Genomic DNA, 25095 nt, shown 5'->3' on the forward strand with positions numbered 1-25095 from the left:
ATCCCCTGGGCGAAATGCGCCTGGTAAGCAGAGTTTTTGAAATGTAAGGCCTTTGAATAAGACAAAAGGCTGCCTCATCGCTAACTTTGCAACAGTGCCGTATTTCTCATGCGTTACGTTACCTCTGACAATAGCTACACCACAACTTTCCCTATCGCTGTTCGCAACATCCTTTTGGAAATTGTGCCCGTTGATGAAGAAGATTACTCGCGCGGTTCTGATTTACGCGATGATCTCGGTGTGGTGATTAATGAAGAAACCTATATTGACATCAATCATCGCTTTGCTGATTTGGAAGGCGAGGTTCGGACATTGCTTGCAATGAACCGAATTGGTGTTGGTACGGAATCGTTCAATGACCCTGACTGCCCTTCGCTGTCTGTTAATCAAGCATTATTGATTAACTTGGCGATGGACTTGAATGGGGTGATTCATACCAGTTTGTACCGGGATTTGTTTAAGAAAAACTCATTCTGCGCGCAGATGTTGGTGAGTATCGTGGAGATGGCTGAGGCTGTTTTGTCTGATAATGAAGAACCGGATGTTTTCAAAGATTCTCTCTTTGGTGGTATCTACTCTCGTTACACCATCGGTTTAAAAGCACACCTGTTTCACTAATTGCTTTTTTGCTGTCCACAAACTCTCTTTCACTGGTGATGTATGAAAAACATATTTAAATTACTGCCGCTGATTCCTGCGGTAATCATTGTAGCTGCAACGGTATTTTTCAGCTTTGATGTCATGACTATGGTAGTTGTTATTGTTGTCATGTCTGTCATTGCTGCCGGTTGTGTTGCATTGGCCGCTTATTTCATCGTGCTCATCCTTCAGGATGTCTACGGTAAAATTATGAAACTGCGTCACTCTCTATAACTTCGATTTAACTTCCCCTCCGCACAACATCCTCGTTGTGCTTAACTTCCCTCAGTGAGCCCTAAAATGAAACTTAATACCCTTCGCTTCTTCTCTCTTGTTTTTACTGTTGCAATTGCTGTCATGGTGATTGTTTTCGGTAGTCACTTTGGCATCAAGGTGACAGAGGACTTTGTCATCAAAGTTCTTTTGATTGTCTCGATGCCGATCGCGTTTACTCGCAACAAGAGCAAATCGTAATTCCAGCCTAGGGTAACCACCCAAAACCCTGTCTTCGGACAGGGTTTTTTTTTGCTTTTTTTTACCAGCCATAACCGGAGCTGCATTCACAGACAACGGAAGGATGGTAAACAAAACGCAAGCACATGCGATTCCTTCAACCCTTTGAGAACACCGGTTTTTGGCCTCATTTTGCTGGCCTTTTTTGCCGTTTTCCTTGCCTGTGTATGACAAAATGACCGCTCATTGATTCATCAGATGAGGGATTTGATGAAACTTCTCGTATGTGCTCACAGCCGTTCGATGCTCATGCCTGTTTTTAAGCTGCCAGCCATACTCTGCACTGACTCTAACCGTCTCAGCTTGCAGCGTGAACTTGAACGTAAGTACGGCGGACGCATGACCCTCGATGAGGCCTGTAAGGAAATTGGTATAAAACCCGAAAGCATCATTAAGAAGATCGGGCAACAAAGATATAGACACTATCAACTGTGCCAACAGCTTGAAAAAGCCAGGGTTTTTAAGGGGAAAAACTCCTTTTTTTGGACTGACAGGATAGCGGCAATTCTTACCAAAGGTAATGAAGATGAAATTCCAAAGTTTCAATAAAACAGTCATCGCTACCCTGGTATTTGGGGTGCTCTCTGCTCATGCGGTAGCAGAGGGTGGCAAAGATAATAAACCAAAGGCTTCCAACGGGCAGGTTACCGCTGGAGGTACCTCGTTTCTGGATGGAAAAGAAGAAGGCTGGTTCTGGAAAAAAATGCCTCCTGAACCGCCGAAAGAAATCGAACCTGAGACTACTGTTGCTAAAGCGGACAAAACCGAAGAGCAGGACAAGCAAATGCCTGTCCCTGAACCTTCCGTTGCGGTTACTCCTGAAGAGGGGCCTGAAGCCTTTACCGTGGCCTGGTACCGTGAAAACGTACAGAAATTACGTGACCGCGCAATTGACGAGCCAACCCAGGAAAACGTCCGGGCCTATTACCTTGCGCAGCGCATTATGTTGGACAAGGCGAGCCGGTTTACTGATATGGCGCGCTTAGTGACATCTACAGATCCATTGATTGATGAAAGCAGTCGTCGCTCTACGTCTACCTTCGGCGCTATGGACCAGTCTGCGGAGGCTGAAAAAAACTCACGGCTTGTTATAAAAGACATTGCCACACGCGCTGGGGTTTTCTTTTTCTTCCGTGGCGAAGATTGCTCAATCTGTGTGAAACAAGCGGCGATCATGAATACGTTCACTTACATGACCGGTATGAAAGTTATTCCAATTTCGATTGATGGTAAACCAATGCCTGGAAACATCATGGAGAACTGGCGTGCAGATACTGGTCAAGCAGCAAAATTGCAGATCACCAACACTCCTGCGCTCGCACTGGCTATTCCTCCAGAGGCAACGCGGATTCTTTCATTCGGGCCTCTCAGTGCCGATCAGTTGATATCCCGCACAATCATGATTGCACATGACTCGGGGCTCATCACCAACGAGCAGTACAAAAGCACGCTTCCATATAACGACAATGGGTATATCGATTCGAGCATCCTGAAAGATATGCCGGAAGAGTACCTGGAGAACTCGGACGACTTTATCAAATACATTCAGAAGAAATCTGGTTACGCAGCATCTACAAAGGCGAAATAACAGTAGCGGGAGTAACAAAAAATGGTTTTACAACATCAAAAATCTAAAGGGCTCAAACGCACTATCTTAGCAATATCGATTGCTCTGTCGGGTGTGTTCACGTCTTCTTCCAATGCTGCGGATATCAGTACCCAGCTCGATAGTATGTTCGGTTCAATGTCCAATGTAACTGGCGCGGGAGATTATCACAGCATTACTCGTGATGGGTACACTGGTGGGGGCTTTGTTCTCCGAAATAAACTAAGAACTCTTACGCCAGTCACAATCGATCTTCCTGCCGCGTCGGGCGGCTGTGGAGGGATCGACCTTTTTGGTGGGTCTTTCTCATTTATCAATGCCGAGCAGTTTGTTCAGATGCTACGTAACATCGCCGCTAACGCGGCTGGTCTGGCTTTTCAGCTGGCACTTAACGCAATGGATGCAGTTCTGGATAATGCCATTTCAAAAATGCAGGCTGTTGTTCAGCAAATGAACGATCTGACCGTTAACTCCTGCCAATTAGCAAAAGGATTACTGGTAGATACAGCTTCCGCATTTGGTGAAAATGCCAAAATGTCCGTGTCATCCCAACTCTCGTCTGATGGTGTTGTTGACCAGTTCAAGGCAATGTGGGGTAACTCAGGTGGTGGTGAAGCCCCAGAGAAAGTCAAAGGTGATACAGGGAAACGTAAGCCTTGTGGCGACTATGGCAACCTCATGTGGTGCTTGCTGCAAAATGGACAGTTCTCATCTCAATTCGAAGGCTCTGAGCAACAACAGAAAGAATTGGTTATGTCTCTCACTGGTACGATTATTGTTGGAAAAGATATCAGTACAGACAAAGACGGATCCATTAAAAAAAGCGTTGTTCGACTTGGCCCTCTGGCAACTAGCTCCGTGTTGGATTCTATTATTCATGGTGACCCCGCCTTCCATATGTGGAGTTGCGTAAACCAAACCGAAACGTGCGAAAACCCAGTGCAACAGCAAATTGGCTTGAATGGCGTTGCTAACACCATTAATAAATTCTTCATTGATGATGGGTATCTGGTTTCGGCAAAATCGGGTGGTGAAGTATCTAGAGAGCGGCATGAACAGGCTGGGTATTACAACGTTGGTGGCGCTGGTAATAAAGCTATCATTTTGGCAAGGCATGACCTGAACGCCAGTCATTCGTATATTCGAGCCATCTCACCTGTCCTATCCTACTCGGCTGCGAATCAATACCTCAGTGATCTACTAACGGCCGCAGCAACAGGGGCCCGTATGGCGCAGTCTAACGATGATTCTGCTTCAGCTTACTACGAAGAGATGTATAAGTTGATAGAAGATGCGCGACGTAATTTGGCAATTTCCTATAGCACATTAGCGGCCAGATACGGCGGTGAAGAGAAGATCCAGGAAACCTTCCAGTCCTACATGCAATCCCTGCCTTTAACTGAATATCAAGGTGAAGGGTCGGTAGACGGCGCACTCTAAGAGGATATGAGTAAATGACTCAGTGGAACGTATATACCGTTGGTGACATTGAATTTATGCATAATGTTTTCAACGCAGTTGCAATGCTAATGAATAGTGGGATGTTCTCAGATCTATTTCGCATTGCTGCATTGTTAGGGGTGATCGGGATTGTTATTTCATCGGCTATTTCAGCAGGTAAAACCGTCTCCTTCCAAAACATGGCCGTCTGTATTGTCATGTATATGGTGTTCTTCCAGGTTTCGGCTCGTGTCAACATCGAAGATGTTACTAGCGGACGTTTCCGTGCAGTTGATAACGTTCCGGCAGGCCTTGCAGCATCGGCCTCCATCATATCCACTGTCGGGTATTCAATTACAGAAAAAATGGAGCAAGCATTCTCCACTCCTTCAATGACTGAGTATGGTGCATTGGATCCATTGGTGGCAATGACGTCTCTTTATGACACATTAAAAAACCCAATGCGCTGGTTTTTAGCCAACGAAAAACCGCGTGTAGATTTCGCCAGAAGCGTGGAAAGTTATATGAAAACCTGCGTGACTAAAGATGTTATTCGGGGGGCGAAAACCTACTCAACTCTTTATAGAGGCACTCAAGGCGTGCAAGGGCTGAGATCTGATGACCGCTTCCAGCACGTCGTGCTTTATGATGGCAATATGGTGGGCTGGGCTCCAGGAATGGAAGATATGAAAGGTGTATCTTCACAATATTCTTGTGCAGATGCTTTTGATAAATTGATCATGCAACATGCATCCTCTTCTGACATGTTCCGTAAAGCCTACCAGCGTTCTTATGCCGCTTTGGGCCGGACTTGTCAGGGCGATGGTGACGTCTGTAATACGAGCAGAAAAGTTCAGGAGATCATGAATTTTTACAACCTAAGCGGTACAACGATGCGTGATTTCCAAATGACGATGATCATGTACCCCTACCTTCGTGATGTGCCTAAGTATGGATATGAAGCCTCCTTCCGAGGTGCCGCTGCTATCACCCGAACTCAAACGCAAACCCAACAAGCCTTCCAGTGGGCATCCTCCGGCGCGTCTTTCCTGTCTTGGATGGCGGCGTTTATGCCAATTTTCCAAGGGCTAATCTATGCTCTTACGCCATTCATGGCCTTTTTATTCGGTCTGGGCATTATGGGTGTTCGCTTGGTTATGAAATATTTTCTGGTCATTATCTGGACTCAGACTTGGATGCCACTGGCAGCAGTTGTAAACATGTACGTGCTTGTTCACACTCAAACTAACTTGTCTGCCATTTTCAATGGTATAGATCCGATTTCATTCGATAAGCTATATCTGATGCTATTTGAAACTCAAAAAAGCATCGGCCTTGCTGGGAATTTATATGCGATGATCCCTGCATTGGGTGGCTTTATCGTATGGGGTAGTTCGGTCGCCTTTAACTCACTGGCAAACTCCGCCGCTGCGCCTCACGCAGCTGATACCAAGCAGATGGCTCCTGATGTATCGAACGCGCCAGCCATGAACAACCGAAGCGCTGATGTGAACTTCGATCGCTCCAGTGGGTCTGTCATGGGTGGTGCATCTTCCGCATTGCCTAAATTTGATATGAAGCAATCTGCTTCTACTAACCTCGCCAGCGCTAAACAGAACGTCGAGTCAGCCTCGGTTGAACGCTCTGCATCAGAAGGGAAAATGTTCCAAGAGGTTGCTTCCAACATGCGAAATGGAACCCAGTCTCAACAAAGCCAGGATGCCATGCAAGCTGCTTTGGGTTCTCTAACCTCTTCCCAGCGTTCGTTTGTTCAAGATGTCGCTTCGCGTAACGGGACTTCCGAAGCTGAAGCATTGACAGCTTTGAATATGGGCTCTGTTCAAGGTAGCGCTGAGGCATCTGCTGGTTTGAAAATTGGAGGGTCTGGTGCCTCAGTTTCTGGGTCGGCATCCTTACAGCGTAATGAGTCAGCTTCAAAAGGTAAAACTCACACGGCGGACGCGAGCTACTCAAGCAGTGATAACGCTTCAAACAGTGACGCGCTAAGCTCGCAACTCAGTCAAATCAGGTCACAGTCTTCAATGGCTTATTACAGCAGCATGCAGGCAGCAGGACAAAGCACTGCGGCAACCCAACAATACGGTGAAGCTTATAAAAAACAGGAGTCGGCTCAAAAATCCTATTCTGAAGCACAACAGTATTCGATGAGTAGCTCTCTGGGCCAAAACATGAACTCAGCACAGATTGCGCAATCCATTGGAGGTAGCAACGAAGCTCAAGCCGCACTAACTCAGGTATTGGCTGGTCGCGAAGACTTATCTCAGCGGATCAACGAAGATACAGCACGCCTCTCTTCACTAGGGATGACACAGGAAGATGCGCATACATTCGCTCAGTTCAGCGCAGCGGCTTCAATAGGTCAAGCTGGCGAAGTAGCTAAACTGTCAGGTTTCGTTAGTGGAGGTTCGCAACAACCAGAGGTCAGCGCTGATGCTGCCAGGGCAAACCAAGGGATCGCAGCTAACGCAGAGCAAGCCGAAGCGCATATCGATAGTATTGCTGGTGGTGTTAATAATGGTTCAAGTTCTACCCAGGGTCAGGCAGCAGCAGGCATAGCTGGTAATTATGCCCAATCAGCACCAGGCACAGCCCAGGGGCACGTTATTGATCAGCATTTCGATAATAAAGGACAGGTTGAGAATCATGAATCCCGTTCAACCCAAGAACTCAACACTATGAGAGGCAATGCTGCACGATATGAACTGGTGAACAAATCAAATTATGGAATGACGGGGGATGCGATGCCTAAGGTTCAAAGCGCCTTAGACAAGGTTTCAAACGGCATTAAGCCGGGGGGGTTCTCTTATCAGGAAGGTTACGGTCAGGGACAGGAAATGGCTTCTCAAGTAACTGGTGTTGGAGGTGAAAGAGGCGAATACGCTAAAAATGCCATCTCACACTTGTACGGTACCGTCAAAGACAAAGACAATACGCCAGAGCAAATGGAACACGCTCGTATTCAGGCCTTCCACGCTGTCACCCTCGCAACCGGCGGTGAATATGTGAACGGTAGGCTTGAAGGCGGCGATCAGCAGCTAGCAATGGCGATTATTGGCAAGGTAGAATCCACGAAGAGCAACATGCATCGTACTGATGCTCATGTCGTAAAAGAATCTGTCGAGGCGCTGATGTCTGATAACGAGAAGAAATAACCCTTAACATACAAAAGCCTCCAGTCGGAGGCTTTTTTTTGGCCTAAAAAACTCAACCGATATAGAGCATATAAGCAGCGGGAACGCTGAGTACCAGCCAAAACATGCAAAGCGCAATGTCTCTTTGGATCCCCGGTGGTTTGGGTGGTGACTTTTTCGTGCTTATTGGAACTCTGTGAACCACAATGGGGGGTAGATAGGCTACGCCGTGTGCGCCAAATGTACTCATGTTTTACTCCCAAATATCAGTAAAAGAAAAGCACCTCGTTTTGCTGCCCTTCTTTGTTGCCCGTATACGTCATTGATTTATGCTTGCTCAATGGCGTCTCTATGCATTGATTCTCTCACAGTTCTTTCAGGTGACGAAATTTTCTGTGATACGCCTAGCCATCAATGCCTGCAATCTACAAGGTGATTACGAATGATAACCCTTTTTAGGAAAAATTGGTTTTCAAAAACGGTCTGCACGTTGTTCACGATGAGCCACTTGGGTGTAGCGATGTATGCCCCCTACGCTTACTCGGCAAACTCGGCAGCAAATGCTCAGTCAGCGGTTGAATTCTATAAGTCTCTACCCGGTCTTTCTGCAAATAGTAACGGCACTGTTCAGTATGGGGATGGTGAGGCCGTTAACTTAAATAACGTGTATCCTGGCGAGGCGTCATCCACCTCCCTGGATCAGCTGAAATCCGTGTATGGTAATGATGGTGAAACCCAAAAGTTAGGCTTTGATACTGGTTCTGCACTTGCCTCTGAATCGTCATTGCGAGGCGAAGCCTATCGCGCCGTTTCAGGCTCAACGAAAACGACTGCAAAACTGAAAGCCACGGATTCTATCTTTGACAAACACAAAGATTTCTTGGCGAACCAGGATAAATACATGCAGGATCTGGATGACTGCTCAATGACCTCCGAACTGAATACGGACGGTGTTAAGCAACACATTCCTGATTATAAAGAGTGCACTCGCACCACCAGCGTCAGTGGCACCTATCGTTTAACCCACCCTTACGTGGCAGGCTTCCTGAGCCATAGCTCCGGTTCTGCCAACATTGAAGGTTGCGGTGAAGCCTGCGTAACTCTTTGGGTGGGTAGAGTCGGCGATAACTACTGGGATGGTCGTTGTAAAATATATGAAGAATATACAGGTGTTCGCGTTTACAACCCGCAAGCCATTTCCAGTGCAAAACTGACTTACGCAACCTGGGATGATTATATGCAGATCTACCTTGGTGAGAAAAAAGTATTTGCGGGCCCTGTTGCAGGAATGAAGGATGCAGGTACTGATGGGAAATACCGACCTTGGAACTACAGCAAAGGTGAGTTATTCCCACCAGAAACCGAAGGGCCTTGCGAGTTGGATACCAGTTGGCGTGTTGATCCACAGGCTGACGTGACTCAGAACTTCCAGGAAGTACAAGACGGCGATGAACTGATTTTCAAAACACGCGTTTCAGTTTATGGCAATGGTGAAGGCTATGCGAAATTGGAAGTTCGCTACGACCCATCTAAGGCCGTTAGCAAAGATGAATGGATTGCCGACAACCAAGAAGGGTTCAATACTTTTCTGGATGCAGTCAATCAGGGTTATTGCCAAAACTATTCGGTCACCTGCAATGAAACAGTCACACCTGACGCGAATGGCTGCGCTTATATCAATGGGGTTACTGTGTGCGAAAAGGATCTTAAAACACCACCGATCGGCGGGCTTTCCCCATTCTGCCGTAGTGCAACCGTTGTATCTAACTGTGGTACTGATGCCGGAGTGAATAACTCATGCAAAGACTTTGATAATAACAATGCCTGCAAATTTATTAAGTCTTCCTGCATCACAGGCGCAGCTGGTGGGCAAAGCGGTTGTTGGCAAGCTTCTGAGACCTGGGACTGCGGTCAAGATGTTACAGTGCCAAGCACTACACAAACCGAGACTTACCAGTGTGCTGGAGCGGTGCAGTGCATCAACGGTACCTGTTTAACGCCAGAATCGGAACCTAGTGGAGACTTCCAAACGGCAGTCGCAATGCTTCAAGCGGCGACTTACGCGGTTAACGAAATGACCTGCGGTGATGAAACTATCAACGTCAATCGCACTTGCACCTTATTCAAAGGTGAAGCTGCTACTTGTAAATCAGCACTGGGTGGCTGGGTCGATTGCTGCAACCAGCCTGTTGATGTCAGCTGGATTGAGTATCTTCAGCTAACCTACTACACCCTGAAAGTTTCAGATGCGCTGGCCGTTAAAGCGGGCATGTTCGAGCAAGGTAAAGGCATGTTCGACATGGGTTCTGAATTGGCTAACAGTGCTATTGATGCAATCACTAAACCTGCAATGTCTGCACTGGATAGCTTAACTGGTAATGCAGGGTCAGCGGTTGCAGATAAAATTGCAGATCTCGGTATCGGAGAAATGATGGATCAGGCGGTGGGCACTTTAACTAAACAAGTTGCTCAATGGACTTTGGACACCTTTGGTTCGAGCGTAACAAATGCGTTATTCCAGGCCGGGGGCACAGCTGCTGGGTCAGAATCGGTTGCTGCGGTCGGGTCCGACGGCGCATTAGCCAGTTCTGTAGAGCTGTCTTCCACCCTTACTTCCGCTATTTCCGTTGTCGGTTATGCCTACATGGCATATCAGGTTGCAAACATCTTGGTAAACATCATCTGGGCTTGTACAGCAGATGAATTTAAGCTTGCTGTGAAAAAAGAAACCAAACTTGCGACCTTCATCGATAGCTGGTGCCAATCCAAAGTGTTAGGGCAGTGCATTGAAAAACGGTCAAGTTACTGCACGTTCAACTCACAGATTGGGCGAATTTTCCAAGAACAAGGGCGCGCCCAGTTGGGCATTGGTTGGGATGATAACAAGAATCCGGATTGCCGTGGCTTAACGTTGGAAGAGTTTGGTCGAATTGACTTCCAAAAAGTCGATCTGTCGGAATGGATTGGTTCACTTTACTCAGCCGATTTACTGCCAACGCCCGAATCAGTCAATCTCGACAGCATTACCGGTTCAGGCAGCATTCTCAACGTTGACGGTAAACGTAAAAACAGCCTCGACCGTTTCAAGGATGGCGTTGATAGCGTTGATATAAATGACCTGAAGGATAAAGCAGGCGCTTCAATACAAGTGCGTTAATCATAAAAAACCCCGCTCAGTTTTGGCGGGGTTTCTACTTTCGTCTGTAATATTAGTTTTTGAATTCAAGAACCTTACCGTTGTAAAACACATACGGAGCATGCTCTTGGGAGGCTGGCACAAACAGAGCTCGTTTTGCACCAAGGGCCACAGATAGTTCCTTCATCAATGGCATGTTTTCTTTTTTCGCCGCAAGATAGAAGAAACAGGCCGATGCGTACCCAGAGCGATACTCTTCAGGGCTGACTAAAACAGGCGGTTTTGGTAGGTGCCCGGTTTCTTTAGCTTTACTTAACGAGAACCAACTCCAGCTCTTGTCCTGCCCGCATAGTTCATATTCATTAAAACCTGCCATTTTAGGGGCGAAGGTTTTAAAGGCTTCAAACATTTGAGACTGATCTACTTCCCGGTCTCCCCCTGCCCAGGAACCGAATAAAACAACCCCATCAGTATAAGGCTGAGGTCTTTTCGCGGTTAAAAAACCTGTTAAAGCAATGAATGGATCTTTAATAGCCAACCCACCAACAACATCTGCCGTACCGGCACCTGACCGTTGAGTTTTGGCAACCTCTCCTGCTCTTACTGGATTCTCAAGTGGGAGAATACGCCCGCCGTCAACCAGCTTGTTATAGATGACATAATTATCACCTGCATCTGTAATTTGGCGCATCTCCATTGCACGGGCAAACTGTAAAGCCTCCGACGGATTGGTATCCACCGGCATCGGAACAGGTTTAGAAGCACAGCCCGTCATTGCCATTGCCAGAGTAATCAAAGAAGCGGTCAGAATCTTTTTCATGTTCGGTACCTTATTCGTAGAGTTGCAGGTAAGTAGTTTTTCGTGTTGAGAGCATAGTAACCCCGCCATGACAGCTGACGAAGAAATCTGGCTAAAAAAAATCCCCTATTGTTTAAATAAGGGATCTAACACTGTGAATTTGATTTAAATTGAATCTTTCCAAGCGGTTAGCACTTGCTGGTGGCTGCATGTCGCATCTTTCGTGCAAGGTACTTTAAGGGCTGGTTCGAAATTTCCCGGAATAAATTCCCCTTCCAGAGGGGGGATTTCTGTCTTCAGTTCCGGGTCGTAGAAAACAAAAGGTGCATTCACTTTGTTTACCACCCATCCCCAACCAACAGAATCTGGAATGATATACCCCGCCGTGGAGGAAATGTCTTTCACGATCAGCCGTTTCTTGAACTCGCCAAACTTCGACTTGCAAAGCTCGGGCGAGTCCAGCTTTTGGCACAGATTCACGCGCATATAACCGGGAGCAACCAACTGGCTGCCAGGCAACGTATGAAAAGTGCATCCCTGCAAAGCTAACGCTGTGAATATTCCAATCAAAGTTCGCGTTTGCATTAATGAGCCTTATCTTCGCAGAACGGGCACTTATGCTTTTTATTCGAACGATCACCATCAAAGGGAGTGATAAAGGACATTTTACAATGTACGCATTTCACCATTCGGATCTCATCAGAACGGAAGTCACGCGCCAGTGTCCAGGCTTCGTTCGGATGAAGCATAACATCCGCCGCAATAGTCGGTCTGAATCGCATATTTAACTCGCGATACACTTCAAACGAATCGACCACTTCACTGATGTCATCCTGATTGCTAGGGTCCTTCGCGCGACGTAGATAGATGCTCATAAAGTTGGTTGCCTCCATCTTTTTTGGCTGCGAAGCCAAGAAGGTTTCCGACAGTTTCAAGCGTCCGATTGCCACTTCTTCCTGACCGAACTGTTTTTTCAAATGGTCAATGAGTCGGTCACTTGCATTAAGCGACGTGGTAATGATACGACGACGGAAGCCCAGTTTGACCATCCGCTGTGCCAAAGCAAAAATGTCTTCATCTTTTACGAGTGCGGCTTTCATAGATCTGTGCTCCAATGTTCAAAACGTAATTGCAAATAAGCTGGCAAAGTCATGTGCGGGTTATCACTGCCAAAAACAGAGCTCCACTCCCCAGAAGCGAGCTCCCGCAGCGAACGAACCGGTTTGATATACAGTTCGCCCTTGATGATGGCGTCAATGGTTTGACTATCGTCAAGCCGCTCAATGAAATTCAACGCTTCATCGGAGCCCAACCAGTAAAATGACTCGGCCAGCGTGCCGTTGAGAATTTTCACCCTGATGCTGTACACGAGAAGTGCAAGCCGAAGAATATAGGAGTCATGCCGGACGAAGTTATCCACTTCTGTAAGTTTGCGTCCAGGCATGTAGTCAACTATAAAAACAGGTACGTTGTATGATTTAACAGATTTTGTCAGCTGCGCTAGAAGGTCTTTGTCTTTTAACACTAAGCGATCATCTTCAGACAGAACAAACGGACTGCGGAAAAAAGATTGCGCGCGTGTTTCCAGTGAAGCAGCGCAGCTCAATAGCGATATGTTTTCATTAACCATTTTCAATCAGCCTCTTCCAGATTCTGAGCACATTCGTACCGTACCAACGCGCTTTGTCACGCAGTTCCGGGTTCGGAGTGTGATAACTACCTATTGCTAAAACGATGTCATCTGGGGAGTTTTTGATAGCGTTACATAACACTTTCGCGCCAACCCGAATGTTAGTGTCTACATCCAGAAGATCCTCTGGCTTGCTGACATACTTCCCGTTCCAGCGATAGTTGACCTGGGCGATACCGATATCGGTTACTTTAGATGCGGCTATGTAGCGCTTAAGCGCGCGCTTCGCATCTTCGTAGTTTTTTGGATAGTAGGCACCGTAAACTGCATTATTCAGTGCCCAAGGGCTTGGGGCGACATAACCGCCGCCACCGGCACGCTGTTTGCTTTCCCACAAAGCAACGGCGTATAAGAGATGCGGGTCCAGACCGCATTCATTCTTGGCATGTTTTTCCCATGCCGTTCCTTTCAAATCAACCACCCCAGCTTGTGCCGGGAGTATTTGAGATGAGAGGATTACTGCTGCCACACTGGCGCTTAACAGTAATTTACCCATTTTGTTTACCCCTAACCCAACAGAGTGGCTTAGCCTAAGCGGAACCGCTTACGCGGCAACGCGGTCTCTGTATGGATCGATTTTTCAGCGTTAACATCGGTATCCCTCTCAGTAGATTGAGTATCTACTGATACCGACAATGTATTTTCGCTTCCTGCCTCGCTCTTCATCAACACCGCCCCACGCGGCTCCGAAGACTCAATATTGCTTCCTGGTATAACGGATACTGCTTCTACTGCTTTTGATGCCAACGGCTGAGCTACTTGCTGCTTTGCTAACTCAGGTTGGTTTTCAGAATAAGACGATTGTAGACCGGTCCCCACCGGCGACGAAATATTCTGCCCTGTTTTTCCTCCTTTTGCCAATTTTTGTGAGCGCGGCTTCTCGCTTACCTTTCCTTTCTTGTAGATGTTGGGCGTTGCCTCACGCCCTAACCCTTCAAGATAAGCCCTGTTCGCCAGGGCAACCAGTGCGCTACTTCTTTTGCCTGGTGGACAGGACTCAAGGTACGCAGCGAGCTCGGGACAAAGAATGTCATTAATCGTCACCCGTAACTGCATTACGTATCCTTATCCGTTATTCGTCACCGTAGATGACGGTGTCAACGCCGTAGTTCCAGAAGCCAATTGCGTTGCTTGCGACCGGATTTGGGCTCGTTACAATACGGGCATTCTGGAACGCTTCGCGCACGGCCTGCTCATAATAAGGAGCTCCACCACCAGCGGTCACAATGATGTGAATAGCCCCTAACGCACGGACATTTTTGCGCAATTCTTTTACTACGCCACCAGCGATTTGCGGAATAACTTTGCTTAGCAGCGGTTTTACTTCAATGTGGCGGGCACCATTGAAGAACGAAGCCGCATCTTTGCGTAACGCAATTTCGACCATTTCAGGAAGATCATCACGCCGCTCATGCGGGTTTTCTTCATTGAGAGTGCGAACAATTCCTTCAATGATCGTGCTGGTGGCTTTCAGTGAAGAGCCGCTGGAGCCCATCACGCGGCTACCATTACTGAAGGCCACATAGTCCATCGAGAAAAAACCAGGGTCGATGACCAGAATATTAGATTCTGACAGTTCATCTTCACTGATAAAGCCTTCGCGGTTCGCGACATCGTTGATAACACCAACACCTTGCGGGATTACCATCACTTGCTTGACCGTCACTTTTGTGGACGGATTAATCGTGAATGTACCTGTCAACCTGGCGACCAACTTGGAGCGCTCGTTATCATCACTGGCGAGCCTTACAGGCAAACCAGTTACCAACAGGTCAATGGTGCTACCGACCTTCTCGGCAATTTTTGCCAACGAGCCAAAGTACAGCGCCAAGTACATTTCCGTGGTGTGATAACTGTCATGTAGTTCACGCCCATCTGGACGATCAGTAAATGCTCGCCACATGTTTCCGTTCGGGTAGACGGTGACTTCGTGGTCACGATTGCGCTTCACCAGATTTACATCCTCTTCTTCTTCCGTGGTGGCATACGCTGGGAAGATTGAGACGTCTGGTACAGAAGCAAAAGCATCGCCAGTCGCAATTTTGACGTTGCTATAACCAATGTCCACACCACATACGATCGCGTTTTTCTTACTCATTTGTTAACCTTTTATTAACACAATTACAGCTTGTGATACCCTTCCGTCCCCCCCATCCTTGCCACTTCATGCTGCTAACAAAGTGAGACAGTCGAGATATCACCCCGAAAAATTCGTTCGCCCCGAGACAATCGGAGCACATCATAGCCATTCGAAAATCACAAAACATCCTTTTTCATCGACAAAACGAGGACGAAAAAGGACATGATTTACGGCTATATTTAGCCAATTTTTAAGGCCAGATTTAGCCTTCATTCATGGCCTTTTTTATCCCTGATTTACGGCTAGATATGGCCGTAAATCAGGGCTATCGACTTAAAAATAATTCTTGTTTTTGGTACGGATTACCCCTCTCGTTTTATCATGGGGATAACCGCTGACGAAATTAACTAACCCAAATACAGGTCAGAAACTCACCGATTGAACCAAATTATTTTGAGTGGCAACACCTGCTAATCTTCATCTCTTTTCCACGATGTTTCGGCTGTTACCAGGATAGATTTTGATGGGACGATTTCGATCGCAAGCCGGAAAAGCGCCTCGTTTCGGGGACGAAAAACCTTGAGTTGATGTGCTGTTTTAGTGCTTAGTGTGCCTGGTGACTGGATTACGTAACGACTATTGAACTCTTATGCCTTTCTTTTCGCCATAAGAGTGTTAATCAAGGGAAATGCCACAAGATCACTCTGCTGCCATATTATATACGGGGTTAGTTAAAAGGCAGTGATTTAGCCTCTTTGCCCCCCAAAATCGCAGTCTTGCTCAAAAAGGTATTTTCATGTGTTCACCCAACAACTCTGATGCCTTTCTTTTCGCCATGAGAGTGCAAAAGAAGAGAAACAGTCCATGAGATCACTAAGGCGGCGTAATAATATTACCGCTTTTTTTGGGGGGGCTGAGTTTTTGAACCTATTTAGGGTGTTTTTGCTTTAGCCGGAAGAGATCTCATGTGGGGTAATAATAGGGGTTCCGTTTTTTTGGTCTTTTTGAATTTTTAAAGTGAGGGTAACTCTATGGATGTGGAAAGCTACATCAAGCATCTGGAGGAAAGCGTCAAAGCCTTGGACAGATCGGCTGATGTTTTGACTGCCGAAGCAACGACGCTGAGAGAAGATTTTTGGAAGCTGGCAACGGCCGGTGGTGAAAAAGCGCATTACTCATTCAACGTTGTTAAGCAGGGTCCATCCGTTCGGATCCGCTGGGCGAGGATGACTCCATTGCGAAAGGCGGGAGGGGAAATTGCAAGGGTGGTTCCGAAGTATTTGAAAGTGAACAAAGGGGAAAGCTATCCAGCGAAAGTTTTCACGGATGCTACACCCCGTGAATTGACGCTCATTGTTACTTACGAACCGCAGCTGAGTTTGATCCGTTCTGAGATGAAAAAGAACCGGGCAATTCGCCAGCTGTTATCCCGGCGGATAACAGAGAGTAGGAAGCAGCTTTAGCGTGGGGTTATAGCTGCGTAAACAAAACGACCGGTATGGTTAAAATCAACTCAAGAGGAATGTTGAGAATGTCTCACGAAAACGTTAACAGACACGCAACAATTGCAATCAGTGAAGTGTGCGCAAATTTCACCCGCAACCTGGGTACAAAACACGAAGAGTTACTTTGGGGACTAAAGGCGACCCATGAAGTTTTGGACGGTACTGTCGAAACGGTAATGACAATGGCGAATCACAAAAAGATCGCGGCCGTTAAGGTGTTGGCTGATACCAATAGTGATCTGGCTGCACTTGAAGTATTTGCGAAGGGTCTGCAACGCAACACTCTGGTGTATATCCATCATGCTGATGAATGGGATCAGGACGTTCTCTTGAAGGTGATGGCATTGTTCGGGGCGAGGGAATCGAAATGCATGCTGGGCTTCACTGAGCCTTCACGCTTGTGCTTCGGGATTTACATGTTCCTGGTCAGCTATCAAGTTGATGCTGAGAACAAGGTCTCCCGCTGGTCTCTCAATATGAGCGCGCCAATCCATGAGCTTGCCTCTATGAGCTAACTTAACGCATCGCCATAGCACATCTGAAGCCGGGCACCGTCCCGGTTTTTTACGCCTAATTTTAAACACGTCTCCCTCTGTAAAGTGAGCCTTCAGGCGATCAGTTAGTGAGCCTTTAGGCGACTCTCGGGCTTTCAACGGGCGCTGGGGTATCAAGAATGAATTCGGGATGGCCGGGTTTGTTTTTTTTGCGGTGACTATTTGCGATCGGGAAAGGTGGGAAGGTAAACGAAACAAGAAGGAGCGATTTTGTTTTTGTTTTGTTCTCGATGTGAATGTAATTCGGGTAAACAAAGTGAGAATGAGGTACGGAAATGGCGCTTTGTTTTTTCTCAGGGATTGCGGGCAATGATATGGGTGGGATTGTTTAGGGTGTTGAGTTAGAGCACTTCGCGGGTCGCGGATGGCGGGTTCAGTATGAGGTTTAGATGAGCAGGATGCCTCGAATGATTTTCCTCCGGGGGTTGTTGAGGGGTGTGAATGCATTTTGGATTTTTGGAGTGAGTTTCCTCCGGGGGTTTTGGGGTTTTTTACGGTTTATTCCACTGGGGGTGTTAACGGATTTGGTTTTGAGTCCGTCCCAAAACGGGCGCAAAACGAGGCCGATAACCTTTGCCTGATTTTTTTGGCTCCCGTACTCTTTGAGTCGTTTCTCGGGTGTGAAAGAGGGTTCAGCTTTCCACCCGGTTATTTGAGAAGGAAGCCCTGAGGGAGAGTTTTGGGGGTCCCCATAGTTCACGCTGTTGAAAAGTGTGGAGCCGAGCTTGTCGGATGCGGCGGAATTGCCACAGAGCGATCGGCGCAACGAGCATCTGGGGTGGGAGAGCGCACAGAGGTAGTTGCGTTGACGTTGAGCCTGGCGCTGGTGGATGAGATAGGTTTGGTGAAGTTACTTTGTGATTTCGCGGGCAAGGCATTCAGTGACGAAATTGGATACTCATCATTGGCTTCGTTAAGCAATTTCGTCACGGAGCGTATGGGTCTTAATATTCATCTGGTGATGTTGTGTCACAAGGTGGGTCACTCTGTCGGGGGCGAAGAAAGTGGCTTTATCGCGATTTGGTGATGAGGCTGGGCAGGGTTTTAAAGTTCTGAGTTTTGCTCTCGTTATCCGTGGGGGATGTCGAGGGCTCAAGTGATTGGATTGGCCGATCACGAACTAACAATCAACGAGGGGTAAGCATGAGCATCGAAGCGGCAAAGGCACCGAGTGAGTCTGGATTGTTTGGCACTAAAATACCGGCACCGGGATCTCTGTACTGGTTTAACGTATCGTTACTGTTTCTGGTTGTGGCGGGGATGAATGCCCTGGCTGATGGAGCGTTTCCGAGCCTGTTTATCTGTTTCGCTTTATTTGGTTGCGCGGTGTATGGGTGGCTAAGGCCATTGACAAACGGAGAGCAACGTTTGGTATCCGTTCCTGGTTTTCTGTGTTACGCCGGTTGCATGTGGGCGATCATGAACATTCAGCAGCATGTACTGCATGAACCAATTGGGTTTACTGGAACCATGTGTGTGGTGTTGAGCTCGTTCGTCGGGTTCTATCTGGGTCGCTATACCCGGATTGGGCGTTTCTCGTTGAAGCCTCTGACCGAGGAATAACGCGAGCAATATGCTGGATTTGAAACCGCCTTCACTTGGGCGGTTTTTTCATTTTGGGAACCGTGAACAGGAAAATAACTTGTTGTTCTCCTGTGAGGGGTTGGCCGAGAGAATCGCTGGCAAGTTGTGTTAATCCCGCTTTGTCGGAGGGTGCTTGGTGGTAGGATTGACCACAGACAAGAAAACGACACAGGAGAAGCGTATGGAGTTGGCAGGCAAGGTAAAAACGGCAAATGGTTATGCGCATGTTTCAGTGGAAGCGAGCTTCAGCCGATCGGTACATGGTGAACAAGTAGAGTTTCTGGTTACCCGCTCCATGAATGACCATCACCTGGTGGTCACCCATAAGCTGTCTGGCCGCATGGTGTGCCCGATCGACTTCCTGGCAACGGCATTGGAAGGGGCTGAGTTAGCGGGCCGTAAAGCGCTGGACTCGTTCTTGTTTGGTGTTGGGGAAAAACGTTTTATCGACGCCGTGAGTCGCTCCACGGCGTCGTAAAGTAGATCGGAGAAGGATCGGGATCCCTTCTCATTCGCCATGAAAACGTCTCAGGGCGACTTTTTGATTTAAATCCACATACGATTGCACTGGAAACAAAGAAACGCCTCTGGGAGCCGCTGAGGCGTTTTTAGCACATTTTAAGATCCCTTGGTTCAGTATCACTACATAGGGTGGAATTATGTCTGGGTGTATCCATGCAGTACATAGCAAAAAGCGGATTGAAGCCACCAGCGACGTGAGTACCATCCTCGAACGACTGGAGTCAGTAGGCATTGTGGTTGAGTATCAGTGCCGGGAAGGTTACTGCGGTTCGTGCCGAGTGTCTTTACTGGCCGGTACGGTGGAGTATGTGACTAAGCCCCTGGCCTTTGTGAATCCAGGCGAAGTGTTGCCTTGTTGTTGTCGTCCCCGAACTGACGTTGAGCTGGATATCTAATCGCTTCCGTCTGTTCCGTTCGATAATTCATACACGATATGATTAAGCGCCACCAGCAACAGTGGCGTTTTTTTCTGGTATCTCTCATACGTAATCAAGCGCTCTCACTTACCCAAAAAAGACGTTCTACTGTGGCCGCTCGCTATTCGTCAGCCAAATGCACCGTGCTAGCTTTGTTTTAAGATTAACAACCGGAGTATTTACGATGGCACTCTACGACCCCTCTCAAGGTGTTCTCCTTTCCATCCGGGATGACCGCTTCAGTACCATTCGCCCAATCATGCGCCCAGTAGTTCTATTGGTCATTGCGGTGCTGGTGGTAAAGCTGTCTATGTGGATTAACGACGGCAGTTCCTCTATGCCGATGACATCACTCCCAGCCATTTCCTTCTCGCTGATCGGTAGTGGGGTATTGGTATTTGCTCTCTTTGTTATGCGTATACAGCGGCGTGCTCGCTATCACCTCTATCTCGATTCCATTCTGGAGGAACAAATCACATTGCAGGCCGGTGACATGGATGCTGATTCTCAAAGAGAGATTGAGGCCTGGCAACAAATTCAGAAGAGCAAAATCAGTCAGTAAGCAGTAAAGACCCGTTACAAGTTGGCTTTAAAATCTGCGCGTTAAAGCGTTTATGAAATCGGAGAGAAGATGACTTTGCCGAAGTACACTAAACAGCAGCTTGAATTCCTTCAGGCAGATACGTCTGGTAATTTGACTGTGTTGGAGCGGTCGCTGGTGGCGCAGTTGTTGGCAGCTATGCACGTACAAGTAAAACAAGGCTCCGCCCCGGATTGGATACTGACCCACAGCGGGAAACGTTTTTCGTTCCAAGATATCAACCCTGATGCGATTAATATTGAGGATATCGCGACGGCTCTGTCCAATATCTGTCGTTTTACCGGTCACCTGGATCAGCATTACAGCGTGGCTCAGCATTGCGTGCTGGTCAGCCATTTGGTTGAACCGCATCTTGCGTTCGAAGCCTTGATGCATGATGCCAGTGAAGCATACTGCGGTGATGTGAGCAGCCCTCTTAAAGCGCGCTTGCCGGACTACCGTGAAATCGAAGGTCGTGTCGATCGCGCTATTCGAGCAAAGTATGGTTTGCCGCTGGTGGAGTCGCCGGAGGTGAAAGTGGCTGATTTGCGTATGCTCGCAACTGAAATGAGTATGTTCGGCCGACATGGTGCTCAGGCGTTTCCGGATCCCGCTAAATATCCACCAGCGGATTTGATGGGGTTACGACTTCTCCCGGCGGAGGAAGCCCGCGTTGCTTTCCTTCAACGTTTCGAGTTGCTTTACCCTGGCGGATAACCCAAAAAAACAGAACCGAGGTATATCAGAAATGATATGCTTCGGCAGATTATAATCCCAACAGGTTAATATCCAATGAAAAGATTGCTTATTTTATTGTCGCTGACCCTTGCGTTACCTACATTGGCTCAAGCTACTACGGCTGAGGGTGAGTTGCCAAAACTGCATCTGAACGAAGAGAACGAGCACATCGCTCGCAAGGTTGCATTTGATTATTTAGCAAATGCAAAGATTTTCATTTCCCAGGGTACGGTTTCTAAAGACACGTTAACCTATGAAGCCATCATTGCAGACCAGAGATGTACCATTGAAATGGAGTTAGAGACCCTCCCGGTTCAGCGCTGGCTCGTCAAAAAGCTCGACTGCAAAAACTGAGATCTGCTGCGCCATTCATATCGGCAGACCTAAGCATGATGTGGTTTGCCAATCTCTTTGCAATTAATCCCCGTTTTAACACCTTCCAAATTTGTCGTCCTTTTAACTTCGTCAGCGGTAAAGGTCATGGTTAACTATTAACACAAAAATAATTAACACATGGAGTTACAATGTTAAATCTGATTGCTCACCTGGCAGAAAGTGGTCATCAAGTTTGGTTCGGTGAAAACGATACTGTGACGGTGACACAGGTTCGTGGTGATTCGCGAGTGGTTCTTGAAAGCATCCTCGCTAAGGAACCAGCGGCCATCCTGAATCTGTTATCCCGTTATGGGGCTAGCGTTAAGGCTGTAGATGATAAACTGCTTATCTGGCGTGACGTAGATGGTGATGACTGGGCCTGCGATCGTGGTCACCTCTATCGTGGCATCAGAGGTGAATATGGTGTTCGCTGGGAAGTGAAGCTGATACATGGCATCAATATCCACTCCCCATTCGATGCCGTGTTCTGGTTTGCTATACCTTGGGCGTCCCGCGTTGATGTGAACGTCCATTTCTCTATCGGTAATTCGCTCCTGGTTGCCGCTCCGGCTTACATCACCCTGAGCGGCCAGTTGGACAAAGAACAAGTTATGGCCTGGGTGAAACTTTCCGGAATGCAAAATGCCACCAGCATTACCGAACGGTAATACGCCATCTAAACTATGGGGGGATCTCCCCCATTCTGTTTTGCCCTCCCCTCTCAAAAAAATATCTTTTTTTCCTTCGATTTGCTTCGTCAGCGGTTACCCGTGGGTGATACTGTTTTTAGAGGCAGTAAACAAAACGAATAACAGTTATCGAGGTCATTACTATGAACGCTATCAACCAAAAACCAAAACGCCCGAGCCAGACTCCGGCTCAGTTCATGCGCATAGCAAACGAGTCCGACCTGTTCAAGAAAGGTCGCACGTTGTGGTACCACTACAGCAGCAGCTTTGGTTATGAGCGTGAGCTGGTTCGTTCTAACACTCAGCGCCTGGCGCATGGCAGTGGTCTGCCGGTCTCGTTCGTTGAGCGTGCCATCAACCATTATCTGACCCACTGATCCACCAGCGTAAGGACAAAAGCGATGAGCGCAATCAACGGTACATACTGGGTCAAGAACGGCCACACATTTGGTTATACCTTTCCTGAGCAACCGAACATCTTAGGCGTTCTGGCAAGCAAGCCGCAGTTAGGTGCGTGCCTGTCTATGGAGCCGCAGCTGATCACCCCATCGGATGACATGCGTAAGGCCACCGTGCAGGACTTCGATTTTTTCCGCGTTGTCGTCCCTTCGGACTTCAAGCCTGAATAAAACCCTCGGTGCTCTTCGGGGCACCCTGCATTGAGAGTTACCTCCATGATTGACGAACTGAAGGGCCTGATCGTAATGCTCCTGGAAGATGCAACGCGTATTCAGCAGTTGGAACCAAACGCCGGAACATCGGCACGCATTCAAGCCGCTAAAAAAGCCTTGGCCTCTGGAGTATTCGACACACTGTTAATGCTGGTGGCTTCCAATTATCGCTTAGCAATTGCAGAAGCTGGGTATGAGTATGTCATTGGCGCTGATGGTTCGCTGATTGTCAGGGATCCTGTCCAATGCAGTAACGGTGCTTTCAAGTGGGTGGAGCACAAAGACGTTGTTCTGCGTAGCAACGATGATGCTATGCAATTCCTCATTGAGCGAAGTTAGGGGGTAGGTATGTTTCCTCAGGGTATAGAGGTGCGCGCACACCGTTACACTCAGGCGGGTGGCAAGCGCATGGTGCAATACAGCACCCCAGGCACCAATGGTTGGCTGATCACTAACGGCAGCGTAAGTGACTTGGCAGATGTACAGTCACGGCACAATGCTTTGCTAATACATGCCCGCGATAACGGCCTATTGGTGAAATCCCTACACTGATTAGCCATTTCAAAACTCGATACCCTGCCCGAACGCGCGTCGAGCGGGGTATGTCTGCTTGCCAATTTTGCGGCCAAGAGTTTGGCTCTGGTTTTCCTGGGGAATGGGATGAAAGGGCGCGTATTTTTTATCGTGATTCACTTCGTCAGCAGTTCGGGTCGTGTGAGAATTTAATGAGTAAACAAAACAAATAATACGAGGAAAACCGATGCATACTTTAGCTGAGTTGTTACGTTACGCAGGTATCACTTCCCATAAACGTACCCTGCTATCCATCCGTCAGCACACGACCAATTGGGGTCGCTCCGGTCGCGGTGTGCGTCAGAAGCCTCGTTACACGGTCTGGTACGACACCGAAGACAATAACGACCGTATTGTCTTTACCTTCGATGCTGTGCTTAACCTCAAACGTACCGCGCCGGAAAAGCTGGCGGATATCGATATTCAAATCAGTCATTACAGTGGCTGGGATCCCGTGAAGCGCAGATTGACCGTCACCCACCCAGAACGCTACCTGAAGGTCGATGGCATGGTTGAAGGTGGCGGTGAGAAGACCAAAGCCCTCTGGCAAGAAATCATCGCGCTGACTGAAGGCATGGAACGTGACGATAAACTGAGTTCGTATGAGATCACGTTCCTCGCAGCTTAATTGACTGACGACTGACCGCTCCGGCGGTCACTCCCCCTTCCCTATACCAATAACGAGGCAATAATGGGATATGAGATAATCATCACCTCTGACGAGGTACAAGCTGTTTTCGATTCACTCTTGGCAAGCGCGCTTACGGGTGTGGCATCTACCCTTTGGGACAATAACCGTCCATCGGGGCCGAGGGATAGCGAAGCGGCTAACGTGGCATTCAATCTTGCTGAAGAAGCCTTTAAACTCAGACAGGCATATTGCCGTCGAGCGTAATTGTATCGCCTCCGGTTACGGGGGCTAATTTCCCAATCTGAGGAATTTGTATGAATTTCGGCACTCGTGAGTACCTGATCAATTATCTGATGAGCAATTTCAAAGAAGGCCAGATGATTGCCATCGATACACTGACGCTCGAAAACGTCGCGGATGTTGCTTCTGACCTTTCCCTGGAACGCGCCCTTACTCCAGCCGAACAGGTACAGGTGCTGAATGCGGTAGTCAGTGATTATGATGTGAATACTGGGGCTGGCTTTGACCATATTCGCAAAGAGATCGCAGCTCTGGGTATTGCCCAACAGGACGGTGACAAATGAAAAAGGGGCTGCGCAAATTTTACTGCACACTGCCAAATGGCAAAGTGCAAGAAGCGGAACTGACGTGGAAAGCTACCCATGCTGTTGCCTGCCGAACTGGAGAGCGTGACTGGTATGCGCACTCGTGGTGCTCTGCAAAATCTGCGGCGTTGCGCTGTGTCGAGTTAACGCAAAAGGAACAGGGCGCTGAAGTTGAGATCTTGGTCGTTAAAGAAGTTCCACCCGCTGCGTAGCGAGTGAATCAAGTCGCGTGAGGTAGAACAATGCTGATACTTACAACCGATCTCATTCCTGATATTTATGCCATACAAAAAATTCATGGGATGGTTCAAGTCATCGCTAATTTTGAAGCCAATAGGCGGGGAGTGATACCGTCAAGGCAAGCTCGCGTCGCATTGGAGGAATTAAGTGCGGCTGCATCCGAGGCGTCAAATGGCGAGGCGAATGCCGTGTACGGTGTTAAAGCAACACCACTCCTGAACGGCGGCATGCTGTATATCGGAACTGCGGTAACCCTCAAGTGATGCAGCGGTAATAAATATGTTTTTTTCATCCTTTTGCCTTCGTCACCGGTTGGTGCTGGTGGATACTGGAAGTCCAACAACTGATAACACAAAC

34 protein-coding genes are annotated in these 25095 nt (G+C 47.9%); 26 read left to right on the plus strand and 8 right to left on the minus strand.

Translation table 11 applies throughout. From position 1 onward, the window contains the following. The first annotated feature begins 108 nt into the window (after window positions 1-108). Window positions 109-618: a hypothetical protein gene (locus G6Q48_RS19440; protein ID WP_042847225.1), complete on the plus strand. Its 510-nt coding sequence runs from the start codon at window positions 109-111 to the stop codon at window positions 616-618. A gap of 42 nt (window positions 619-660) precedes the next feature. Then, window positions 661-873 (plus strand): hypothetical protein, encoded by a 213-nt coding sequence (locus G6Q48_RS19445; RefSeq protein ID WP_166268093.1) that lies wholly within the window; start codon window positions 661-663, stop codon window positions 871-873. 51 nt (window positions 874-924) lie between these two features. Here the strand turns inward: G6Q48_RS19445 and G6Q48_RS22950 are convergent, their stop codons facing one another. Further along, on the minus strand, window positions 925-1326 hold the full coding sequence (locus tag G6Q48_RS22950; protein WP_042847223.1) for a hypothetical protein: 402 nt from the start codon (window positions 1324-1326) through the stop codon (window positions 925-927). A 36-nt stretch (window positions 1327-1362) separates the two neighbouring features. Here G6Q48_RS22950 and G6Q48_RS22955 point away from each other — a divergent pair, with 36 nt between their 5' ends. The 5 genes from G6Q48_RS22955 to traN all read left to right on the plus strand — a co-directional run bounded on the left by G6Q48_RS22955 (window position 1363) and on the right by traN (window position 10507). Then, entirely contained in the window at window positions 1363-1701 is a 339-nt protein-coding gene (locus G6Q48_RS22955) for a hypothetical protein (RefSeq protein WP_166268095.1), read from the plus strand. Continuing rightward, on the plus strand, window positions 1679-2740 hold the full coding sequence (gene traF / locus G6Q48_RS19460; protein WP_042847222.1) for a conjugal transfer protein TraF: 1062 nt from the start codon (window positions 1679-1681) through the stop codon (window positions 2738-2740). The genes G6Q48_RS22955 and traF overlap by 23 nt, the downstream gene beginning before the upstream one ends. 21 nt (window positions 2741-2761) lie before the next feature. Next, window positions 2762-4198 carry a conjugal transfer protein TraH gene (locus tag G6Q48_RS19465; protein ID WP_042847221.1) on the plus strand — a complete coding sequence of 479 codons (1437 nt, stop codon included), beginning with the start codon at window positions 2762-2764 and terminating at the stop codon, window positions 4196-4198. 14 nt (window positions 4199-4212) lie between these two features. After that, a complete protein-coding gene (locus G6Q48_RS19470) occupies window positions 4213-7371 on the plus strand; it encodes a conjugal transfer protein TraG N-terminal domain-containing protein (protein ID WP_052219375.1) in 3159 nt (1052 codons plus the stop codon). Between the two features lie 421 nt (window positions 7372-7792). Further along, window positions 7793-10507, plus strand: a complete 2715-nt coding sequence (traN, locus tag G6Q48_RS19475) for a conjugal transfer mating pair stabilization protein TraN (protein ID WP_166268097.1) — start codon at window positions 7793-7795, stop codon at window positions 10505-10507. A 52-nt stretch (window positions 10508-10559) separates the two neighbouring features. On the opposite strand, the gene G6Q48_RS19480 is transcribed toward traN, so the two are convergent. The 7 genes from G6Q48_RS19480 to G6Q48_RS19510 all read right to left on the minus strand — a co-directional run bounded on the left by G6Q48_RS19480 (window position 10560) and on the right by G6Q48_RS19510 (window position 15073). Further along, complete coding sequence (locus G6Q48_RS19480; protein WP_042847220.1) at window positions 10560-11306, minus strand: hypothetical protein; 747 nt, start codon at window positions 11304-11306, stop codon at window positions 10560-10562. A gap of 144 nt (window positions 11307-11450) precedes the next feature. After that, window positions 11451-11870 (minus strand): hypothetical protein, encoded by a 420-nt coding sequence (locus G6Q48_RS19485; protein WP_042847219.1) that lies wholly within the window; start codon window positions 11868-11870, stop codon window positions 11451-11453. Continuing rightward, window positions 11870-12385, minus strand: a complete 516-nt coding sequence (locus G6Q48_RS19490; RefSeq protein WP_042847218.1) for a FlhC family transcriptional regulator — start codon at window positions 12383-12385, stop codon at window positions 11870-11872. The genes G6Q48_RS19485 and G6Q48_RS19490 overlap by 1 nt, the downstream gene beginning before the upstream one ends. Further along, window positions 12382-12915 (minus strand): hypothetical protein, encoded by a 534-nt coding sequence (locus G6Q48_RS19495; protein WP_042847215.1) that lies wholly within the window; start codon window positions 12913-12915, stop codon window positions 12382-12384. The genes G6Q48_RS19490 and G6Q48_RS19495 overlap by 4 nt, the downstream gene beginning before the upstream one ends. Beyond that, window positions 12908-13471 carry a transglycosylase SLT domain-containing protein gene (locus G6Q48_RS19500; RefSeq protein WP_042847212.1) on the minus strand — a complete coding sequence of 188 codons (564 nt, stop codon included), beginning with the start codon at window positions 13469-13471 and terminating at the stop codon, window positions 12908-12910. Before G6Q48_RS19500 ends, G6Q48_RS19495 begins: the two co-directional genes overlap by 8 nt. A 29-nt stretch (window positions 13472-13500) precedes the next feature. Next, window positions 13501-14031 carry a hypothetical protein gene (locus G6Q48_RS19505; RefSeq protein ID WP_042847210.1) on the minus strand — a complete coding sequence of 177 codons (531 nt, stop codon included), beginning with the start codon at window positions 14029-14031 and terminating at the stop codon, window positions 13501-13503. A gap of 16 nt (window positions 14032-14047) precedes the next feature. Then, window positions 14048-15073 carry a ParM/StbA family protein gene (locus G6Q48_RS19510; RefSeq protein ID WP_042847207.1) on the minus strand — a complete coding sequence of 342 codons (1026 nt, stop codon included), beginning with the start codon at window positions 15071-15073 and terminating at the stop codon, window positions 14048-14050. Between the two features lie 1013 nt (window positions 15074-16086). Between G6Q48_RS19510 and mobI the strand changes: the two genes are divergently transcribed. The 19 genes from mobI to G6Q48_RS19605 all read left to right on the plus strand — a co-directional run bounded on the left by mobI (window position 16087) and on the right by G6Q48_RS19605 (window position 25001). Then, a complete protein-coding gene (gene mobI, locus G6Q48_RS19515; protein WP_042847206.1) occupies window positions 16087-16518 on the plus strand; it encodes a conjugative transfer protein MobI(A/C) in 432 nt (143 codons plus the stop codon). Window positions 16519-16586: 68 nt separating this feature from the next. Continuing rightward, window positions 16587-17075, plus strand: coding sequence for a hypothetical protein (locus G6Q48_RS19520; protein WP_042847204.1), 489 nt, complete (start codon window positions 16587-16589; stop codon window positions 17073-17075). 883 nt (window positions 17076-17958) lie between these two features. Beyond that, on the plus strand, window positions 17959-18141 hold the full coding sequence (locus G6Q48_RS22960) for a hypothetical protein (protein ID WP_162762201.1): 183 nt from the start codon (window positions 17959-17961) through the stop codon (window positions 18139-18141). 116 nt (window positions 18142-18257) lie between these two features. Then, window positions 18258-18677 carry a hypothetical protein gene (locus tag G6Q48_RS19530; RefSeq protein ID WP_144139060.1) on the plus strand — a complete coding sequence of 140 codons (420 nt, stop codon included), beginning with the start codon at window positions 18258-18260 and terminating at the stop codon, window positions 18675-18677. A 202-nt stretch (window positions 18678-18879) separates the two neighbouring features. Beyond that, window positions 18880-19176, plus strand: a complete 297-nt coding sequence (locus G6Q48_RS19535) for a hypothetical protein (protein WP_042847195.1) — start codon at window positions 18880-18882, stop codon at window positions 19174-19176. A gap of 181 nt (window positions 19177-19357) precedes the next feature. Continuing rightward, on the plus strand, window positions 19358-19615 hold the full coding sequence (gene yfaE / locus G6Q48_RS19540) for a class I ribonucleotide reductase maintenance protein YfaE (RefSeq protein WP_080750913.1): 258 nt from the start codon (window positions 19358-19360) through the stop codon (window positions 19613-19615). 205 nt (window positions 19616-19820) lie between these two features. After that, the gene (locus G6Q48_RS19545) at window positions 19821-20198 is read left to right on the plus strand and encodes a hypothetical protein (RefSeq protein WP_042847192.1); all 378 of its coding nucleotides are present in this window, start codon (window positions 19821-19823) and stop codon (window positions 20196-20198) included. A gap of 177 nt (window positions 20199-20375) precedes the next feature. Beyond that, window positions 20376-20933, plus strand: coding sequence for a hypothetical protein (locus G6Q48_RS19550; protein ID WP_052219409.1), 558 nt, complete (start codon window positions 20376-20378; stop codon window positions 20931-20933). Window positions 20934-21008: 75 nt separating this feature from the next. Next, the gene (locus G6Q48_RS19555; RefSeq protein WP_042847189.1) at window positions 21009-21308 is read left to right on the plus strand and encodes a hypothetical protein; all 300 of its coding nucleotides are present in this window, start codon (window positions 21009-21011) and stop codon (window positions 21306-21308) included. A 170-nt stretch (window positions 21309-21478) separates the two neighbouring features. Then, the gene (locus G6Q48_RS19560; protein WP_042847185.1) at window positions 21479-21997 is read left to right on the plus strand and encodes a hypothetical protein; all 519 of its coding nucleotides are present in this window, start codon (window positions 21479-21481) and stop codon (window positions 21995-21997) included. Between the two features lie 164 nt (window positions 21998-22161). Beyond that, window positions 22162-22395 (plus strand): hypothetical protein, encoded by a 234-nt coding sequence (locus G6Q48_RS22965; protein ID WP_162762200.1) that lies wholly within the window; start codon window positions 22162-22164, stop codon window positions 22393-22395. A 24-nt stretch (window positions 22396-22419) separates the two neighbouring features. Beyond that, the gene (locus G6Q48_RS22970; protein WP_042847181.1) at window positions 22420-22647 is read left to right on the plus strand and encodes a hypothetical protein; all 228 of its coding nucleotides are present in this window, start codon (window positions 22420-22422) and stop codon (window positions 22645-22647) included. Between the two features lie 75 nt (window positions 22648-22722). After that, entirely contained in the window at window positions 22723-23028 is a 306-nt protein-coding gene (locus G6Q48_RS19575; protein ID WP_162762190.1) for a hypothetical protein, read from the plus strand. 30 nt (window positions 23029-23058) lie between these two features. After that, window positions 23059-23241 carry a hypothetical protein gene (locus G6Q48_RS22975; RefSeq protein WP_162762199.1) on the plus strand — a complete coding sequence of 61 codons (183 nt, stop codon included), beginning with the start codon at window positions 23059-23061 and terminating at the stop codon, window positions 23239-23241. Between the two features lie 208 nt (window positions 23242-23449). Further along, entirely contained in the window at window positions 23450-23890 is a 441-nt protein-coding gene (locus G6Q48_RS19585) for a hypothetical protein (RefSeq protein WP_042847174.1), read from the plus strand. 63 nt (window positions 23891-23953) lie between these two features. Further along, window positions 23954-24157, plus strand: coding sequence for a hypothetical protein (locus G6Q48_RS19590; RefSeq protein WP_166268099.1), 204 nt, complete (start codon window positions 23954-23956; stop codon window positions 24155-24157). Between the two features lie 50 nt (window positions 24158-24207). Next, window positions 24208-24477 (plus strand): hypothetical protein, encoded by a 270-nt coding sequence (locus G6Q48_RS22980; RefSeq protein ID WP_042847169.1) that lies wholly within the window; start codon window positions 24208-24210, stop codon window positions 24475-24477. Next, entirely contained in the window at window positions 24474-24710 is a 237-nt protein-coding gene (locus G6Q48_RS22985) for a hypothetical protein (RefSeq protein WP_042847168.1), read from the plus strand. The genes G6Q48_RS22980 and G6Q48_RS22985 overlap by 4 nt, the downstream gene beginning before the upstream one ends. Before the next feature lie 30 nt (window positions 24711-24740). After that, on the plus strand, window positions 24741-25001 hold the full coding sequence (locus G6Q48_RS19605; protein WP_042847166.1) for a hypothetical protein: 261 nt from the start codon (window positions 24741-24743) through the stop codon (window positions 24999-25001). The last annotated feature ends 94 nt before the right edge of the window (window positions 25002-25095 follow it).

It is taken from the genome of Providencia sp. M-27 (assembly GCF_011077905.1).
In the GTDB taxonomy this organism is placed as follows: Bacteria; Pseudomonadota; Gammaproteobacteria; order Enterobacterales; family Enterobacteriaceae; genus Providencia; species Providencia huaxiensis.

Coding starts and splice junctions, on each gene's coding strand:
- G6Q48_RS19520 (WP_042847204.1), top strand. CDS start 16,587: ATGTCTCACGAAAACGTTAACAGACACGCAACAATTGCAATCAGTGAA.
- G6Q48_RS19490 (WP_042847218.1), bottom strand. CDS start 12,385: ATGAAAGCCGCACTCGTAAAAGATGAAGACATTTTTGCTTTGGCACAG.
- G6Q48_RS19510 (WP_042847207.1), bottom strand. CDS start 15,073: ATGAGTAAGAAAAACGCGATCGTATGTGGTGTGGACATTGGTTATAGC.
- G6Q48_RS22955 (WP_166268095.1), top strand. CDS start 1,363: ATGAAACTTCTCGTATGTGCTCACAGCCGTTCGATGCTCATGCCTGTT.
- G6Q48_RS19575 (WP_162762190.1), top strand. CDS start 22,723: ATGCTCCTGGAAGATGCAACGCGTATTCAGCAGTTGGAACCAAACGCC.
- traN (WP_166268097.1), top strand. CDS start 7,793: ATGATAACCCTTTTTAGGAAAAATTGGTTTTCAAAAACGGTCTGCACG.
- G6Q48_RS19530 (WP_144139060.1), top strand. CDS start 18,258: ATGAGCATCGAAGCGGCAAAGGCACCGAGTGAGTCTGGATTGTTTGGC.
- G6Q48_RS19590 (WP_166268099.1), top strand. CDS start 23,954: ATGGGATATGAGATAATCATCACCTCTGACGAGGTACAAGCTGTTTTC.
- G6Q48_RS22985 (WP_042847168.1), top strand. CDS start 24,474: ATGAAAAAGGGGCTGCGCAAATTTTACTGCACACTGCCAAATGGCAAA.
- mobI (WP_042847206.1), top strand. CDS start 16,087: ATGGATGTGGAAAGCTACATCAAGCATCTGGAGGAAAGCGTCAAAGCC.
- G6Q48_RS22965 (WP_162762200.1), top strand. CDS start 22,162: ATGAACGCTATCAACCAAAAACCAAAACGCCCGAGCCAGACTCCGGCT.
- G6Q48_RS19505 (WP_042847210.1), bottom strand. CDS start 14,031: ATGCAGTTACGGGTGACGATTAATGACATTCTTTGTCCCGAGCTCGCT.
- G6Q48_RS19480 (WP_042847220.1), bottom strand. CDS start 11,306: ATGAAAAAGATTCTGACCGCTTCTTTGATTACTCTGGCAATGGCAATG.
- G6Q48_RS19470 (WP_052219375.1), top strand. CDS start 4,213: ATGACTCAGTGGAACGTATATACCGTTGGTGACATTGAATTTATGCAT.
- G6Q48_RS22980 (WP_042847169.1), top strand. CDS start 24,208: ATGAATTTCGGCACTCGTGAGTACCTGATCAATTATCTGATGAGCAAT.
- G6Q48_RS22970 (WP_042847181.1), top strand. CDS start 22,420: ATGAGCGCAATCAACGGTACATACTGGGTCAAGAACGGCCACACATTT.
- G6Q48_RS19465 (WP_042847221.1), top strand. CDS start 2,762: ATGGTTTTACAACATCAAAAATCTAAAGGGCTCAAACGCACTATCTTA.
- G6Q48_RS19485 (WP_042847219.1), bottom strand. CDS start 11,870: ATGCAAACGCGAACTTTGATTGGAATATTCACAGCGTTAGCTTTGCAG.
- G6Q48_RS19555 (WP_042847189.1), top strand. CDS start 21,009: ATGAAAAGATTGCTTATTTTATTGTCGCTGACCCTTGCGTTACCTACA.
- G6Q48_RS19440 (WP_042847225.1), top strand. CDS start 109: ATGCGTTACGTTACCTCTGACAATAGCTACACCACAACTTTCCCTATC.
- G6Q48_RS19545 (WP_042847192.1), top strand. CDS start 19,821: ATGGCACTCTACGACCCCTCTCAAGGTGTTCTCCTTTCCATCCGGGAT.
- yfaE (WP_080750913.1), top strand. CDS start 19,358: ATGTCTGGGTGTATCCATGCAGTACATAGCAAAAAGCGGATTGAAGCC.
- G6Q48_RS19585 (WP_042847174.1), top strand. CDS start 23,450: ATGCATACTTTAGCTGAGTTGTTACGTTACGCAGGTATCACTTCCCAT.
- G6Q48_RS19550 (WP_052219409.1), top strand. CDS start 20,376: ATGCACGTACAAGTAAAACAAGGCTCCGCCCCGGATTGGATACTGACC.
- traF (WP_042847222.1), top strand. CDS start 1,679: ATGAAATTCCAAAGTTTCAATAAAACAGTCATCGCTACCCTGGTATTT.
- G6Q48_RS19500 (WP_042847212.1), bottom strand. CDS start 13,471: ATGGGTAAATTACTGTTAAGCGCCAGTGTGGCAGCAGTAATCCTCTCA.
- G6Q48_RS19605 (WP_042847166.1), top strand. CDS start 24,741: ATGCTGATACTTACAACCGATCTCATTCCTGATATTTATGCCATACAA.
- G6Q48_RS19445 (WP_166268093.1), top strand. CDS start 661: ATGAAAAACATATTTAAATTACTGCCGCTGATTCCTGCGGTAATCATT.
- G6Q48_RS19535 (WP_042847195.1), top strand. CDS start 18,880: ATGGAGTTGGCAGGCAAGGTAAAAACGGCAAATGGTTATGCGCATGTT.
- G6Q48_RS19495 (WP_042847215.1), bottom strand. CDS start 12,915: ATGGTTAATGAAAACATATCGCTATTGAGCTGCGCTGCTTCACTGGAA.
- G6Q48_RS19560 (WP_042847185.1), top strand. CDS start 21,479: ATGTTAAATCTGATTGCTCACCTGGCAGAAAGTGGTCATCAAGTTTGG.